Origin of the sequence: Lichenihabitans psoromatis (assembly GCF_004323635.1) — a bacterium.
GTDB lineage: Bacteria > Pseudomonadota > Alphaproteobacteria > Rhizobiales > Beijerinckiaceae > Lichenihabitans > Lichenihabitans psoromatis.
In genome coordinates, this window is the sequence record NZ_CP036515.1 from 2,393,920 (window position 1) to 2,409,625 (window position 15,706).

The 15,706-nt window shown below is 62.3% G+C and carries 12 protein-coding genes; 7 read left to right on the forward strand and 5 right to left on the reverse strand.

The window, feature by feature from the left end:
• Positions 1-51: 51 nt before the first annotated feature.
• Positions 52-1,899 carry a phosphogluconate dehydratase gene (gene edd, locus EY713_RS11180; protein WP_245572689.1) on the reverse strand — a complete coding sequence of 616 codons (1,848 nt, stop codon included), beginning with the start codon at positions 1,897-1,899 and terminating at the stop codon, positions 52-54.
• Positions 1,900-2,051: 152 nt separating this feature from the next.
• The gene (locus tag EY713_RS11185; protein WP_425374304.1) at positions 2,052-3,155 is read right to left on the reverse strand and encodes a sugar phosphate isomerase/epimerase family protein; all 1,104 of its coding nucleotides are present in this window, start codon (positions 3,153-3,155) and stop codon (positions 2,052-2,054) included.
• Positions 3,156-3,332: 177 nt separating this feature from the next.
• Here EY713_RS11185 and EY713_RS11190 point away from each other — a divergent pair, with 177 nt between their 5' ends.
• The 5 genes from EY713_RS11190 (at position 3,333) to EY713_RS11210 (ending at position 9,001) form a co-directional block, all read left to right on the forward strand.
• Entirely contained in the window at positions 3,333-4,802 is a 1,470-nt protein-coding gene (locus EY713_RS11190) for an MDR family MFS transporter (RefSeq protein ID WP_131114858.1), read from the forward strand.
• A 37-nt stretch (positions 4,803-4,839) separates the two neighbouring features.
• Positions 4,840-5,622, forward strand: a complete 783-nt coding sequence (locus tag EY713_RS11195; protein ID WP_131114859.1) for a polyamine aminopropyltransferase — start codon at positions 4,840-4,842, stop codon at positions 5,620-5,622.
• A gap of 206 nt (positions 5,623-5,828) precedes the next feature.
• A complete protein-coding gene (locus EY713_RS11200) occupies positions 5,829-6,350 on the forward strand; it encodes a flavin reductase family protein (RefSeq protein ID WP_131114861.1) in 522 nt (173 codons plus the stop codon).
• A 54-nt stretch (positions 6,351-6,404) separates the two neighbouring features.
• Positions 6,405-7,619 (forward strand): FMNH2-dependent alkanesulfonate monooxygenase, encoded by a 1,215-nt coding sequence (gene ssuD, locus EY713_RS11205; RefSeq protein ID WP_131114863.1) that lies wholly within the window; start codon positions 6,405-6,407, stop codon positions 7,617-7,619.
• Between the two features lie 20 nt (positions 7,620-7,639).
• The gene (locus tag EY713_RS11210) at positions 7,640-9,001 is read left to right on the forward strand and encodes an LLM class flavin-dependent oxidoreductase (RefSeq protein WP_131114865.1); all 1,362 of its coding nucleotides are present in this window, start codon (positions 7,640-7,642) and stop codon (positions 8,999-9,001) included.
• 3 nt (positions 9,002-9,004) lie between these two features.
• On the opposite strand, the gene EY713_RS11215 is transcribed toward EY713_RS11210, so the two are convergent.
• The 3 genes from EY713_RS11215 to EY713_RS11225 all read right to left on the reverse strand — a co-directional run bounded on the left by EY713_RS11215 (position 9,005) and on the right by EY713_RS11225 (position 12,757).
• Complete coding sequence (locus EY713_RS11215) at positions 9,005-9,274, reverse strand: DUF2312 domain-containing protein (protein ID WP_131114867.1); 270 nt, start codon at positions 9,272-9,274, stop codon at positions 9,005-9,007.
• Positions 9,275-9,477: 203 nt separating this feature from the next.
• Positions 9,478-10,227, reverse strand: a complete 750-nt coding sequence (locus EY713_RS11220) for a Crp/Fnr family transcriptional regulator (protein WP_131114869.1) — start codon at positions 10,225-10,227, stop codon at positions 9,478-9,480.
• A gap of 226 nt (positions 10,228-10,453) precedes the next feature.
• The gene (locus EY713_RS11225; RefSeq protein ID WP_165491098.1) at positions 10,454-12,757 is read right to left on the reverse strand and encodes a putative bifunctional diguanylate cyclase/phosphodiesterase; all 2,304 of its coding nucleotides are present in this window, start codon (positions 12,755-12,757) and stop codon (positions 10,454-10,456) included.
• 310 nt (positions 12,758-13,067) lie between these two features.
• Between EY713_RS11225 and EY713_RS11230 the strand changes: the two genes are divergently transcribed.
• Both EY713_RS11230 and EY713_RS11235 read left to right on the forward strand, forming a co-directional pair.
• Positions 13,068-13,832: an N-acyl amino acid synthase FeeM domain-containing protein gene (locus tag EY713_RS11230; RefSeq protein ID WP_131114873.1), complete on the forward strand. Its 765-nt coding sequence runs from the start codon at positions 13,068-13,070 to the stop codon at positions 13,830-13,832.
• A 292-nt stretch (positions 13,833-14,124) separates the two neighbouring features.
• Positions 14,125-15,609, forward strand: a complete 1,485-nt coding sequence (locus tag EY713_RS11235) for a porin (RefSeq protein WP_131114875.1) — start codon at positions 14,125-14,127, stop codon at positions 15,607-15,609.
• The last annotated feature ends 97 nt before the right edge of the window (positions 15,610-15,706 follow it).

The window sequence follows — 15,706 nt, forward strand, 5'->3', positions numbered from 1 at the left end:
ACCGACGGGCTTCATTGCGTAAAATCCAGTAGGTTTGGGCTCTTCTTTCGCTCAAAGCGCCGCAAAGATGCTGGCGCCCCCATCGGCAGGCCCGACTGCGGCTCGAAACGGAGCGAATAATTCTCGTCCGGTGCCGAAGTGAGATGGTGTGAGATCGGCTGTCGCAAGCGGCCGGGCGGCCCATTCGGCGGCATCGACCAGCACATCGAGCCGGCCACTCACGGCATCGACCCGCAGCATGTCGCCGTCGCGCAACTTGGCGATATCGCCGCCTTCGGCCGCTTCCGGCGTCACATGGATCGCGGCCGGCACCTTTCCGGAGGCGCCGGAGAGCCGTCCGTCGGTGACGAGAGCGACCTTGAGGCCCCGGTCCTGCAACACGCCAAGCGGCGGCATCAGCTTATGCAACTCCGGCATCCCGTTCGCTTTGGGACCTTGGAAGCGCACGACCGCGATCATGTCGCTCGTCAGTTCACCGGCCCGGAAGGCGCTCTGCAGCTCCTCCTGCGTGTGGAAGATGCGAACCGGTGCTTCGATCGCATGGCGTTCGGCCTTGATGGCCGACGTCTTGATGATGGCGCGTCCGATATTGCCGGCCAGCATCTTCAACCCGCCGGTTGGGGCGAAGGGGTCTGCCGCGCCGCGCAGCACGGTCTCGTCCGCGCTTGTGCCTGCTCCGTCGCGCCAGGTCAGGTGACCGTCATGACCGAGCACCGGCTCGCGCGTGTAGGAGTCGAGCCCCTCGCCATTGACGGTGGCGACATCGGGGTGCAGCAGGCCGGCATCGAGCAATTCGCCGATCACGACAGCCATGCCGCCAGCCGCGTGGAAGTGGTTCACGTCGGCCTTCCCGTTCGGATAGACGCGGGTCAACAGCGGCACCACCTCGGCGAGATCGGAGAAGTCGTCCCAGGTCAGTTTGATGCCGGCCGCTGCCGCCATGGCGACGAGATGCAGCGTGTGATTGGTGGATCCGCCTGTCGCATGCAGGCCGATGATGCTGTTGACGAAGGCTTTTTCGTCGAGCATGCGGCCGAGCGGCGTATAGGCGTTGCCAAGCGCGGTGATTTCCATGGCGCGCTTGGCGGCGGCCTTGGTCAAGGCGTCGCGTAACGGCGTGTTCGGATTGACGAAGGAGGCACCGGGCAGGTGAAGGCCCATGATCTCCATCATCATCTGATTGGTATTGGCGGTTCCGTAAAATGTGCACGTGCCGGGACCGTGATAGGCGGCGGCTTCCGACTCGAGCAGCGCGTCGCGATTGACCTTACCCTCCGCGAATAATTGCCGAATTTTGGACTTCTCGTCGTTCGGTAGGCCCGATGTCATCGGCCCCGCCGGAATGAACACCGCGGGCAAATGGCCGAATGCCAGCGCGCCGATCACGAGGCCCGGCACGATCTTGTCGCAGATCCCGAGATAGACGGACGAATCGAAGGTTTGATGCGAGAGCGCGACGGCCGTCGACAGCGCGATCACCTCGCGCGAGAACAGCGACAATTCCATGCCGTCCTCGCCTTGTGTGACGCCGTCGCACATGGCCGGAACGCCCCCTGCGACCTGCGCGACGCCGCCCGCCTCGCGCGCCGCCGCGCGGATCATCTCGGGGTAGGTTTCATAGGGCTGGTGGGCCGACAGCATGTCGTTATAGGCAGTGACGATCGCCAGATTGGCACCATGGCCACTGCGGAGCATGGCCTTGTCGGCCGGCCCGCAGGCCGCGAAGCCATGCGCCTGATTGGCACAACCGAGACCCTGTCGTTTCGGTCCCGCTGCCGCGGCCGCGTCGATCCTGTCGAGATAGCGCGCACGCGGACCGCGGCTCCGCTCCGTGATCCGCTGCGTCACCTCGCCGACGCGGGCCTGCAGAGGAGAGCGTGGTCTTGGCATCTGGGTCATAACGGTCCTCTCGGATGCGACTGTCGGGCCGAAGCCGGGTGGGTTACCGGCAAAACGTTTTATTCCGGTACTCCACGCCTGCCATATCGCTTTGGCTAAACCATGTCAGCCTCGGCGTGCGCGCGGTGCAACGGTCCCGGTCAGGACCGGTGTCACGCGATCCCCAACAGGCGTCGGTTGCGCGCGTCGTCCGGCGCGGTGCCGGCAAAATCGTCGAAAGCGCGTTCGGTGACCCGGATGATGTGGGCCGCTATGAACTCGGCGCCTTCGCGAGCGCCGTCTTCTGGATGCTTGAGGCAACATTCCCACTCGAGGACCGCCCAGCTCTCGTAGCCATATTGCGCCATTTTCGAGAAGATGCCCAAGAAATCGACATGTCCATCGCCCAACGATCGAAACCGGGCCGCTCGATCGATCCACGGTTGAAAGCCGGAGTAGAAGCCCTGTCGGCCGGTCGGGTTGAATTCCGCATCCTTGACGTGAAACGCCTTGATGCGCTCGTGGTAGATGTCGATGAAGCTGAGATAATCGAGGCCCTGCAGCAGGAAGTGCGAGGGATCGTAATTGATGTTGCATCTCGGATGATCGTTGGCGGCCGCCAAGAACATCTCGAACGTGACGCCGTCGAACACGTCTTCGCCCGGATGGAGCTCGAAGCCGATGTCGCAGCCGGCCTCGTCATAGGCATTGAAGATCGGCACCCAGCGGCGGGCGAGTTCGGCGAAGCTCGTCTCGATCAATCCCGCCGGACGCTGTGGCCACGGATAGACGAAGGGCCAGGCGAGCGCGCCGGTGAACGACACGCTGGTGGTCAGCCCAAGATGGCGAGACGCCTTGGCGGCATGTTTCAACTGTTCGACGGCCCACGCCTGACGCGCCGACGGGTTGCCGCGCATAGCGGCCGGCGCAAAGGCATCGAACGCATCGTCGAAGGCTGGGTTCACGGCGACCAACTGGCCCTGCAGATGCGTCGAGAGTTCCGTGATCGAAAGCCCATGGCTCGCCACGAGACCGGCGATCTCGTCGGCGTAGCTTTTCGAGGTCGCTGCCTTCTCGAGATCGAAGAGCCGTATATCCCAGGTCGGGATCTGCACGCCCTTATAGCCGAGGCCGGCGGCCCAGCCGCAGATCGCATCGAGGGAGTTGAACGGCGCAGCGTCGCCGGCGAATTGCGCCAGAAAAAGGCCGGGTCCCTTCATGGTGGCGGGACCTTTGTGTTTCGGACCGCCGGGTTTCAGAGCGTCGATGCTGGACATGGTGTCGTTTCCTCAAAGGGTCGGAACGTTTGCCGTCTTCTCGACTTTGCTGTCTGCGGCTTGTCGTGCACAGGTTTCGGCGAGATCGTTCATGGACTCAAGGGGAGAAGGCGTGATGCGACGCGGTCGCATCAACCTGTTCCTTGTCCCGGCCCGACCCTCGACCTAAGAGAGCGTATGTCTGAGCTCAAAACCCATCGACCGCTTGTTCTTGCCTCGATCATGGCTGCCATGTTCATGGTCGCGATCGAAGCCACGATCGTGGCCACCGCTATGCCGCAGATTGTCGGCCAACTCGGCGGATTACAATTTTACAGTTGGGTCTTTTCGGCCTTCCTGTTGACCCAGACCGCCACCACGGTCGTGTTCGGCAAATTATCCGATCTCTTCGGTCGCAAGGCGGTGTTGCTGGCCGGGATCGCCGTCTTTCTGGTCGGATCGGTGCTCTGCGGCTTCGCTTGGTCGATGCCGTCGATGATCGTCTTTCGTCTCATCCAGGGTGTCGGGGCCGGAGCGATCCAGCCGGTTGGCATGACGGTGGTGGGGGATCTTTATTCGGCGCAGGAGCGCGGTAAGATCCAGGGCTATCTCGCCAGCGTCTGGGCCATTTCGGCCGTGGTCGGGCCGCTTGCGGGCGGTCTCATCATCCAGCATGCGTCCTGGGCCTGGATCTTCTGGATCAACGTGCCGCTTGGGCTGCTGGCCGCGGTCGGCTTCGTGCGCTACCTCCACGAGGACATCGATCGGGACCATCGGCGGTCGATCGACTATACCGGAGCCGCCCTGTTTACGGTCGCGATCGCCTCCATGATGGTTGCATTGACCGATGTTTCGACGGCGCCATGGCTACAAACCAGCCTCGTAACCGCGCTTTTCGTGGTGAGCGCGACCCTCTTCATCATGCAGGAGCGCCGGGCACCAGAGCCGATGATCGCGCTCGAACTCTGGGCGCGACGCCCGATCGCGGCCGCGAATGGGGCATCGTTGCTGGCCGGCATGGCCCTGATCGGGCTGACGACCTTTCTGCCCATGTATGTGCAGGGCGTCATGCAGCAGTCGCCGCTGGTGGCGGGTTTCGCGCTGACCATGATGGTGCTCGGCTGGCCGATCGGCGCGACGCTGGCGGCCAGGATCCTCGGCCGTTTCGGGATCCGCCGGGTGCTTTTGGCTGGCAGCTTGCTGATGCCCGTCGGTGCCGTGGTGTTTGCCTCGCTTGGCCCAAATAGTTCTCCGGTCGTTGCGGGGATCGGATCGCTGATCATGGGCTTTGGTATGGGGCTGCTGAGCACGACCTCTCTGGTGCTGATCCAGGAGATCGTCGATTGGTCGCAGCGCGGCAGCGCGACTGCGTCGAATATCTTTGCCCGCAACCTTGGCAGCACGCTCGGTGCCACGGTGTTCGGTGCGGTGCTGAATTACGGTCTCGCCCGATCAGGTTCGGCAAACGGCGTGTCGTCGGAGGATCTGCGCCGCCTCCTCGACGGTTCGGCCGCGTCGGCCGGCCTGGATGCCTCGGTCCGGGCCGTGCTCGAGCACTCGTTACATCTGACGTTCCTGGCCGTGCTTGTCGTCGCGATCGTGACGGTCGGTTTTGCGGCTCTGGTTCCCGCCATCACGCTGGCACGTCGCCCCGCACCAGCCAATTGATGGCTGGGTCGGCCATCCGGGGGGCGGAAGTGACGCCATGCTGATGTGGACGCTGCTTGAGACCGCGAAAGTGCCGGGCGATACAGCAGAATTGCGCCTCATGCAGCGCGGCGACGAGTTTCTGATCAAGCTCGACCGGATCGACCTGATGGGAACGCGGATGCGCGGATCCGAGGAGGCTTTGGCGCGGCTCGGCTGTGCTAACCTCGAGATGGTCGCCAAACCACGCATTCTGATCGGTGGTCTCGGGATGGGGTTCACGCTTCGCGCCGTGCTGGATCTCGCCCGACCTGCGGCGCGCGTCGAGGTGGCCGAACTGGTTCCTGCGGTCGTGACCTGGGCGAGAGGGCCGCTGGCGAGCGTGTTCGGCGAGAGCCTCGACGATCCGCGCCTCACCCTCCATGTCGCCGACGTCGGCGCCATCATGCGGGCCGGCCTCGGCGCCTATGATGCGATTCTGCTCGATGTCGACAATGGTCCTGAAGGACTGACCCGGCAGGCCAATGACAGCCTCTACGGATATGCGGGACTGCGCGATGCCTTTGCGGCGGTGCGGCCGGGCGGCATCGTCGCGGTTTGGTCCGCCGGGCCGGACCGCGCCTTTACGCAGCGGCTCCGCCAGACCGGCTTCGAGGTTGATGAAGTGACGGTGCGAGGGCATCGCAACCGCGGTCCGCGTCACCTGATCTGGGTGGCGACACGGCCGTTGGGACGCCCGAAGGCGATCAAGCCGGCGGTTCCGACAGGCGCGCGGGCGAAAGCGCTGACCAAAGCCACGAAGCCAAAAAGGGTGAATAAATCTAGTAATTCGGTGGACTAAGAGAGCAGGCGCAATTAGGTTAGGCTCCATGGTCGCGGATCGTGTTCCGCCCTCTGCAACGGGAGCCTTTCAATGTCGCGTGATCGCACGCCCTTGCGGCTCGCTGAGCAGCGGGCCAATACACTACCGATTGTCACGCGCGCCCTGACGGCACGCCTTTTGAAAGCGGCCTAAGCCACGCGCCGTCGCCGCAACTCTGGTGTCCCATGTCAGACGTCCTCAACATGCCTGAAACCGATCATTCCTTCGCGCTGCGGCAAGCCATGCGCCACATGGCAGGCGGCGTCTGCGTCATCACGGCCGGTACTGGCGTCGAGCGGGCCGGATTGACCGTGACCTCGGCCACGTCCTTGTCGATGGAGCCGCCCACCATGCTGATCTGTGTCAACAGAACCGCATCGGCTTGGGCCATCATCCGGAAGCACGGGCATTTCGTGGTCAATATCCTCTCGGCTCATCAAGAGGATGTGGCGTCTCGCTTTGCCGGCCGAGACGGCGTCAAAGGAGCGGCGCGTTATGATGGTGCCGACTGGGATGTGCTCGGCAGCGGCGCGAGCGGCCTCCGCGGGGCGCTCGCGGTGATCGATTGCGCCGTGGACGAGATCATCGAACGCCACAGTCACGGGATCATCATCGGAGCGGTCAAATCCGTCACGCTGGGCGAGGGCCCAAATCATGATCCGCTCGTTTATGGTCATGGGCGCTTTGCGGCCCTTCGGCTTCCCTGATCGACCTGACTGCCTCGGTCCGAGACACGATGACCGATCGCTCGTGAGTATGCCATGACCCAATCCGACCTCCAATCCGACCTCCAATCCGACCTGCCGCCCGCCGCCACCGAAACTGACATCCTGTGGTTCCTGCCAACCCATGGCGATGGTCGTTACCTCGGCAGCGAAGTCGGTGCGCGACATGTTTCGCTTGCCTATCTCGGCGAGATCGCCCGGGCGGCGGATGATCTCGGCTATTTCGGCGTGTTGCTGCCGACGGGCCGCTCCTGCGAGGATTCGTGGGTCATCGCCTCGGCCATGGTGCCGCTGACGGAGCGGCTCCGGTTTCTCGTCGCGGTTCGACCCGGCCTGCAGGAACCCGCCGTCGCGGCCCGCATGACCGCGACGCTCGATCGCATCTCGAACGGGCGCTTGCTCATCAACGTCGTGACCGGGGGCGACCCGATCGAAGCCAAGGGCGACGGCATCTTCGGCAGCCACGCGGATCGTTATGCGGTCACGGACGAGTTCTTGACGATCTACCGGCAGCTTCTCCGCATGGAGGACACCAGTTTCCAGGGGCGGCACCTCCGTATCGAAAAAGGGCAGTTGCTCTATCCACCCGTGCAGGATCCTTATCCGCCGCTCTATTTCGGCGGATCGTCCGAGGTCGGCATGCAGGTCGCGGCCGACCACGTCGATACCTATCTGACATGGGGCGAGCCACCTGCCGATGTGGCCGACAAGCTGCGCGCCGCCAAAGCCGTCGCTGAAACGCGCGGGCGCACCTTCTCCTATGGAATCCGTCTGCACGTGATCGTGCGCGAAACATCCGAAGAGGCCTGGTCGGCGGCGGCGGACCTCATCAAACATGTCGACGATGAGACCATTGCGTCCGCCCAGAAGACCTTCTCGCGTTATGATTCGGTCGGCCAGCAACGGATGGCCAAGCTGCATGGCGGCAATCGCGACAAGCTCGAGGTGAGCCCGAACCTCTGGGCCGGCGTCGGTCTCGTGCGCGGCGGGGCCGGCACGGCGCTGGTCGGTAATCCGGACGAAGTCGCCGAGCGCATCAAGGAGTATATGGCGCTCGGGATCGATCGCTTCATTCTGTCCGGATATCCACATCTTGAGGAATGCTATCGTTTCGCCGAACTGGTATTCCCGAAATTACCACTGAAGAAAACGACGGGACGCGACAGGGGGCCGGCCAAGAATGCTGGCCCGTTCGGTGAAGTCATCGCCAACGTGGTGGCGCCCTCGCATCGCAAGACGGCGGCCGGCTGACCATCACGAGAGGAAGCGCCTTGCCCCGCGAGATCCGTCTCAACGCATTCGAGATGAATTGCGTCGTGCATCAATCGCCGGGTCTGTGGCGACATCCGCGCGACCGGTCGCGCGATTATCGCAAGCTGCAGTCCTGGGTCGCTCTCGCGCGCACGCTGGAAAGGGGATTGTTCGACGGGATTTTCCTCGCGGATGTGCTCGGCGTCTACGATGTCTTCGGAGGCAGCGCGCAGTCGGCCTTGGCTCACGCGACACAGGTGCCCGTCAACGACCCGCTCTTGTTGGTTCCCGCCATGGCGGCCGCGACGGAGCATCTCGGCTTCGGCGTGACGGTCACGTTGTCGTATGAGCCGCCGTTGCCTTTCGCGCGGCGCATGTCGACGCTGGATCATCTGACTGACGGCCGGATCGGGTGGAATGTCGTGACCGGCTACCTCGATAGCGCGGCACGCGGCATGGGCGAGGCGGGTCAACGCCGCCACGACGATCGCTACGCCGCGGCTGAAGACTATATGGCCGTCGTCTATAAGTTATGGGAAGGCTCTTGGGCCGACGATGCCGTGGTGGCCGATGCGGCAACTGGCATTTTCACACACCCTGATCGCGTCCGCCGCGTTAGCCATGAGGGCACGCATTATCGGCTCGACGCGATGCATCTCAGCGAGCCATCGCCGCAGCGAACGCCCGTGCTCTACCAAGCCGGCACATCGCCAGCCGGCCGCGCATTCGCGGGGCGTCATGCCGAATGCGTTTTCATGTCTGGCCCATCGGTGCAGGTCATCACGCCACGCGTCGCTTCGATCCGCGCGGCTGCACGGGACGCCGGTCGCGATCCAGCCGGGATTTTGATCTTCGCTCTGATGACCATCATCGTGGCTCCGAGCGATGCGGAGGCCAAGGCCCTGCTGGACGACTATCGGGGCTATGCGGACCACGAGGGCGCCTTGACGCTGATGTCGGGTTGGACCGGCGTCGATTTTTCGACCTTGGATCTCGACAGCATCGTTCAGCATGTCGAAAACGACGCCGGGCGATCGGCGCTCGACAACATCACACGTGCCGACCCAAGTAGAACCTGGACGGTCCGAGACGTTGCCGAGCACGTGGCGATCGGGGGGATCGGGCCGCTCATCGTTGGATCACCCGCGACGGTTGCGGATGAACTCGAACGGTGGATGGAGACGACCGACCTCGATGGCTTCAACCTCGCTTTCGCGGTTCGGCCGGAGACGTTCGATGCCGTGGTCGACCTTCTTGTGCCCGAGTTGCAGCGACGCGGTCGTTATAAGACGGCTTATTCGCCCGGCACGCTCCGCAACAAGCTGTTCGGTCATGACCGGCTGGACGAGACGCATCCAGCCGCGAGCGTCCGCTGGCGCTAAGCCTCAGGCTGCCTTGGCACGGGAAGTGCCTTCGGTTTCCATCGCGCGCATGTAGAGATCGAGCAGCGACTCGTGCTCGTCCCGCTCGTCCTCATCCTGCTTGCGCAGCTTGAGGATTTCTTTGAGGACCTTAACGTCGAACCCTTCACCCTTGGCCTCAGCGAAAACCTCTTTCTTGCCTTCGGTCAAGGCTTTGAGCTCCTCTTCGATATGCTCGATCCGCTCGATAAACGATCTGATCCGGTCGCCGGCGATGCCAACTGTGTCCGTCATATGAATATCCTCGATCCAGTCCGGGTCGTCAGTGTTGCGGCCGTTTCGTCGCTGCGCGACGTCCGGGCCCGCGCCCCTGATCTAGAACCAGATCGTAAGCGAGGCGTTAAAGGCCGCCGGTCGACGGGCCGCTGCCGTCACCAAAGCCTCACCGAGGACCGGCACAGATCGATGCTCTGACAGTCGTGATCGGCACGTGGGCGTCATGTCTGCCCTCTTGATCTGAAATGCAGGTAGGTCTGATCGAAACCGCTGATGTGTTGCAGCCCCGTCCAATTCAGGATTTGGACGATTTTTCCCTGCGAGGCGATCAACCCGTCCGCGCGGAGTTCCTGGAGCGTGCGATTGACATGCACGGTCGACAAGCCTGTGGCATCGCCGATCTCGGCTTGCGTGAGCGGAAGCGAAAAACTCGCGTTTCCGGCCAAGCCAACGACTTTAAATCGAAGGTATAATTCGCAGAGGAGATGCGAAATCCGTTGGATGGCGGAGCGCCGGCCCACGTTGACGATCCACTCACGGAAGACGGCCGAATCGATCAGCGTGTCGCGCCAGAGGGCCGCCCCGATCCCCGGAAATTCACGCGCCAGTTCCTGAACGGCGGCATGGGACACGAAGGCAACGCGGCTCGGGACGAGAGTGCCGACGGCGTGATCCATGCGGCCGAGATAGAGGCTCTGCAGGTCTGGCATGTCACCGGGAATATGGAACGACATGATTTGCCGAGCCCCGTTCTGCACGGTCTTGTACCGATGCATGAACCCGTCGAGCAGCAGGCAACACCGATCCACACGGTCGCCATCGCGAACCACGTCCTGATCGGCCCCATAGGTTCGTATGGTCAGTCGTAAGGCGCCGATTGCGCGCTTTTCAGCGCCGGTTAATTCAGAATTCGAGTCGAGTTTGACGATCAGGCGGGTATGTTCGGGCGAAAGCGCAGCAAGTGTATCCATGGTTGGTCCCGTGCAGAGGAGCGCGGTCGTAGCGATCTATGCTTCGAGTCCGGCGGAGGTCGCCAACGGCATTCCGTTTAGGCAGGCTTACGGAACGCTTCGATCGCGATGTCGGATCCATAACGCTTCGATATCTCCCGATCCTGGCCGCAGCGTCGCGACATCGAGCGGTCAGGCATCAACCGCGTCACGATCTTGCCGTCGACGCATCCCCATCAACCCATCGTCAGGAGGCGCAAGCGATCGTCTTTAACAGATCCAGCCGATCGCTCTGACGGGATCCGAATGCCGATCGCTCCAGGACCGAGATGATCTCGTCGCGTGGCACAGGACGCCCAAGCAAAAATCCTTGCACCTCGTCGATATGCTTCATGCCGCGCACGAATGCGAGTTGGTCGTCCGTCTCGATGCCTTCGATCACCACAGCGAGACCGAGACGCTGGATTAGCGCGCCGACGCCGTCGAGAATGATGAGCGATCGTTCGCTCTTTCCAACATCCTCGAGGAACGAGCGGTCGAGCTTAATCTTCTGCAGCGGGAAATTATGCAGATAGCTGAGGCTCGAATGTCCGGTTCCGAAATCGTCCAGCACCACGGTGACACCCAGATCCTGAATGCGCTGCAGCGCTGTCCGGATCGAGGACGTATTTTGCAGCAGGACCGTTTCGGTGATTTCGACTTCGAGCCGGTTTGCAGGCAAGCCGGCGGACCACAGGGCATCTTGGATGGTCTCGACGATGTCGCTCTGGAATTGAACGGCCGAGAGATTGACCGCAACACGCGTCTCGTTCGGCCATGTTCGACATGCGACACAGGCCAAATGGAGCACGCGCGCGCCGAGTTCGGTGATCAGGCCCATCTCTTCGGCCATGGGGATGAACACAGTCGGAGAGATCAGGCCTCGCTCCGGATGCCGCCATCGCAGTAAGGCTTCGCAGGTCCCGATCCGCATGGTCTCGAGTGTCACGAGCGGTTGATAAAAGAGCTCGACGGCGTCCGTCTGAAACGCCGTGGTGAGATCCAATTCGAGCGTTCGCCTGCGGAGAACCTCCTGATCCATGCCGGCATCGAAGAAGAACCAACGCCCTCTACCGGCCGTCTTGGCGCGATAGAGAGCCAGATCGGCCCTCTGCATCAGCAAATCAATATCGATCCTGCCGATCGGCGTCAGGGCGACGCCGATGCTTGCACCAATTTTGATTTTCTTGCCGAGGAGAAGAAACGGTTGCGTGAGCGCCTCGATCATGGCGCTCGAGAGAGCGGAGGCCTGCTTTTCATCCGCCACGCTCGACTGGAGCACAACGAACTCATCGCCGCCAAAACGGCCGAGCAGATCGTCGCTGCCGAGAAGACCCTTCAGCCGATCCGACACCTCCCGCAGGAGCAAGTCGCCATACGCGTGGCCAAGCGTGTCATTGACGGATTTGAAGCGATCAAGATCGATGAAGTGAAGCGCGCAATGCGTGCCGGCTAGATCCGCCGCGGCTACACGCCCGGTCATCTCCTCGACAAAGAAGGCTCGGTTCGAGATATCCGTGACCGTGTCGTAGCGGGCGAGACGCAAGATCTTGTCTTCGGTTTCGCGCCGGAGGGTAATGTCCTCCGCTACGATCACCGTCCCGCCGTTGCTCATCGGCTGCAACGTGAGCGTGGCGCTCCGGCCATCTGCGATGTCGATCACGATACTGCCGCCCTCTCTCGCGTGCAGCATGGGCTCGACTGTGGTGGATTCATGCCCAGAGGTGCGTATGTTGACGTTCGCACCGGCTTTGGTCAGCAGGTCGGAAAACGTCAGATTCTGCAGGTCGGTGGTTTTGGGGAGACCCAAAATCTCGGTGAGCCGCGGATTACAAACCTGGACCCTGGTTTCGCGGTCGAGCATGCAAAGACCGTGCGGCATGTTGTTCAGCGCGGCATCGAACCGCTCGGCCAGAACGCCGATCTTATTGTTCGCCGTCAGAGCATCGAGAAGCGTGGCCTGCAAGCGTTGACACATGATCCGAAGCGCCGCCACGAACGGCAGTGTGACCAGGGTCAGGAAGGCATAATACCAGTTGGCCTGCAGGATCCACCCGAGGCAGAGCGGCAGAAACAAGCCTCCGATCTGGATCGAGGCGATGCCGACTCGGCCAAAGTTTCGGCCGGGAATCGCTGCGGCACAGCCGATCGTGACGACAGCCGACAGAAGCTGTGCGAAACCGTCGGTCGTGGTGGTGAGACAAAGCAGGCACCAAATCCCAAGCACCAAGCAGTGCAATCCCGCGCCGATCGAGTAGCCCCGTTCCCACCGTGCTGCCGAGGCTTCCGTAGCGACCGGTGCGGGATCGGCGAGATAGCGCCTGATGAGAAGCAGTCGCGCCGAAATCACGACCAGGATTGCCACACAGCAAGCCGCGAGCGCCCAAGACTGCGTCTTCGCCGCCGTGACCGCGACAGCGAGGATGGTGGTCGCCGTGCCGATCACAAGCGACCGGCTGTCCCGGAAGAGCGTGTCGACGAGAAGTCCATAGACCTCGCGTGGTAACTTCAATCCAGCCTTAGGCAGCTCGTTTCTAACCACAATCGTCCGCCGAGCGAGGGATGCGTCTCCTGCGTGATGCCGTTCACGCCCACATGCATCCGCGTCATCCGACAAGGTACCACAAAGCATAAGGCTTCGCGGGTCGGGTCACCGTTCATTTGACGCGAGAACATTGAACCCACTTGCGTCGGAAAAGGTCCGCTGCCGGCGAAATCTGTGCGCCGTTTCCGCAACGGGCAAACGCGATTAACCATATTTATTTACAAACGTTAACAGCGCCCTAGGGTCCCGGTGTGCCATTTTTGCACGGGAGTCTAACATGATCGCCGCCGCTTCCAGATCGCATCTGAATTTCGCCGATCGCCTGGTTCATCTTCTCGACTATGTGGAATACCGACGGGCCGACACACCGGACCAACGCGACGCGATTTACCGACTTCGATACGATGCCTACCTCAAAGAGGGGATGACCAAAGCCGACGCCAGGGGCATGTTGGTCGATCGGTACGACGATGCCGCCAATGCATGGACCTTCGGGCTCTATGTCGACGACCAGCTTTCGAGCTCGATCCGGATCAATGTTGCATCCGAGCGGCTCGGCCCTTCGCCAGCCACGGCGTTTTTCCCAGACCTGCTCGGACCCGACCTCGCGGCCGGCCGCGTCATCGTCGACCCGAACCGTCTTGTGACCGAACACACGGCCGCGCGTGCGATGCCGGAGCTTGCCTATCTCACGGTTCGGCTCGGTTACGTCGCGGCTTGGCACTTTGACGCCGACGTGGTCACCGCGACCGTGCGGGCCGAACATCAAGCCTTCTACAAACGGGTGTTCGGGCTGCGCTCAGAATGTCTGCCGCGCACGATCCCGCCGATCGAAAAGCCATTCTGCCTGATGAGCTTTCGCGAGGCCTCGATGGTGTCCATCATGAACCGCTATCCCTGCTTCAGGTCGACCGAACAGGAGCGCTCTGCCTTGTTCGACAGGCCGGATGGGGCGCGCATCGACCTGACGCCGCTTGACCTTACGACGCCCGCCCTCGCCGAAACACGCCTCCTGCAGGCCGCAAAGGTCGCGGCTCGATAGGATCGGATAGCGATCTTTATCGACGTCTCGGCACACCAGCCGGATCGCGAGCATCGTCTCGCGCTCCGGCGGCCGGTCGGCGACCACCTTAGATGTCCTAAAAGAGAGCACTTCTCTCCGAGGCGGCCCGTCGGTCGTTGACGAACTTGAAACGAATGAGCGATGCGGAGGCAAAAATGTGGCGCGTTTGCAACAACAATCGGCCGAGCGCGCGTGTTGCTGCAATTCCGGTTGATTGCTTTTTTCAGTCTGTGATGATGCATCATCAGATTCGAACAGCGGAAGTGCACGGATGAAATTGTTCAAGCAAATCCTTCTCACGTCGGCCGTTGGCCTTGCTGGCATTGCTGGCGCGCAGGCTGCTGATTTGCCGTTTCGGAAGGCTGCCCCGGTCGAATACGTTCGCGTTTGCGACTGGACCGGCGCTGGCTACTTCTACATCCCGGGCACCGACACCTGCTTGAAGGTCGGCGGCATCATCCGCGCCGAATATGCTTACATCCAGAACAACTCGGCCTTCTTCCCGAGCCCGGGCGTCAGCACGGTTGCGGCTCCGCGCGCCAACGGCACGTTCATCCCGGGCCGTAGCCGTGACGCAAGCGGCTTCTTCGCTCGCGGTCGTATCGATGCCGACGCTCGCACGCAGACCGCCTATGGCACGCTGCGTACCTACGTCCGCTTCCAGATCGATCGTCTGCAGGGCAACTACTCGGGCGGCGGTGTCGCTGGTGGTCAGAACTCCTTCGCCAACCAGGGCGGCAACAACGCCTACCTCGACAAGGGCTTCATCCAGTTCGCTGGGTTCACGGCCGGTCGCGTTCAGTCGTTCTTCGACTTCTACGCCGACAACTACAACTTCGAAGGCATCGCCAACTCCGACGAAAGCAACAACGTCTTCGCTTACACCGCGACGTTCGGTGGCGGCTTCTCGGCAACGATCTCGGTCGAAGACCGCAACGGTCGTAACCTCAGCCAGAACATCGGCAACATCGCGTTCGGCAACGGCGCCATCAACCCGGCTGCCGGCCTCAACGGTCTGGCTGGCGCGAACGCCGTCTACGCTGGCGAGACGATCCCGGATGTGGTCGGTGTCCTGCGCGTCGATCAGGCTTGGGGTGCGGCTCAGATCTCGGCTGCCTACCATGACGTGAACACGGTTGCGGGTCCGCTCGGCAACGTGGCGATCGCCAACCAGTTCGCTAACTCGACCACGGAAGGCTTCGCGGTTCAGGGCGGCGTGCAGATCAAGCTGCCGATGCTGGCTGCTGGCGACGATCTGTGGATCGAAGGCGGCTACCAGGAAGGCGCTTACCTCTACCAGGATTCCTCGAACTACCTGAACGCCGGCTTCAACTCGCTCGCGCTCGGCGGCTTCCAGCACATCGACCGTGACGCTGTCGCGATCGGCAACGGCGCTGGCGGCTACACCCTCCAGAAGGGTTCGGGCTTCCACGTCATGGGCGCCTTGCACCACTACTTCACGCCCCAGTTCCACGACGTTCTGTTCGGTTCGTACGAGACGATCGGCTACGGCAACATCGTCAAGAACATCGACTGGACCCGTGGCGGTATCGGCGACGCATCGGAATTCCGCGTCGGCAACCAGTTCATCTTCACCCCGGTTCACGACCTGAACTTCGGCGTGGAAGTGATCTACATGCGCATCGACCAGACCTTGGCTCACGAACTCGGCCAGGTCGCGACCGCTCTGCCGGTCGGCGTCAAGAAGAACCCCGATGCCTTCGAGGCTCGCCTCCGCGTCGAGCGCGACTTCTAAGCTTATCCATAGCTTAGGCGGGAGTGTTCCGATCTCCGAAAGGAAAGCGGAACCTCCGGACTGAGCGGCCTCGGCCGTGACATCATAAAGCCCGGCG

Bases quoted from the DNA above. Each gene is read 5' to 3' on its own strand.
- edd (WP_245572689.1), bottom strand. From the start codon at position 1,899: ATGACCCAGATGCCAAGACCACGCTCTCCTCTGCAGGCCCGCGTCGGC.
- EY713_RS11185 (WP_425374304.1), bottom strand. From the start codon at position 3,155: ATGTCCAGCATCGACGCTCTGAAACCCGGCGGTCCGAAACACAAAGGT.
- EY713_RS11190 (WP_131114858.1), top strand. From the start codon at position 3,333: ATGTCTGAGCTCAAAACCCATCGACCGCTTGTTCTTGCCTCGATCATG.
- EY713_RS11195 (WP_131114859.1), top strand. From the start codon at position 4,840: ATGCTGATGTGGACGCTGCTTGAGACCGCGAAAGTGCCGGGCGATACA.
- EY713_RS11200 (WP_131114861.1), top strand. From the start codon at position 5,829: ATGTCAGACGTCCTCAACATGCCTGAAACCGATCATTCCTTCGCGCTG.
- ssuD (WP_131114863.1), top strand. From the start codon at position 6,405: ATGACCCAATCCGACCTCCAATCCGACCTCCAATCCGACCTGCCGCCC.
- EY713_RS11215 (WP_131114867.1), bottom strand. From the start codon at position 9,274: ATGACGGACACAGTTGGCATCGCCGGCGACCGGATCAGATCGTTTATC.
- EY713_RS11220 (WP_131114869.1), bottom strand. From the start codon at position 10,227: ATGGATACACTTGCTGCGCTTTCGCCCGAACATACCCGCCTGATCGTC.
- EY713_RS11230 (WP_131114873.1), top strand. From the start codon at position 13,068: ATGATCGCCGCCGCTTCCAGATCGCATCTGAATTTCGCCGATCGCCTG.
- EY713_RS11235 (WP_131114875.1), top strand. From the start codon at position 14,125: ATGAAATTGTTCAAGCAAATCCTTCTCACGTCGGCCGTTGGCCTTGCT.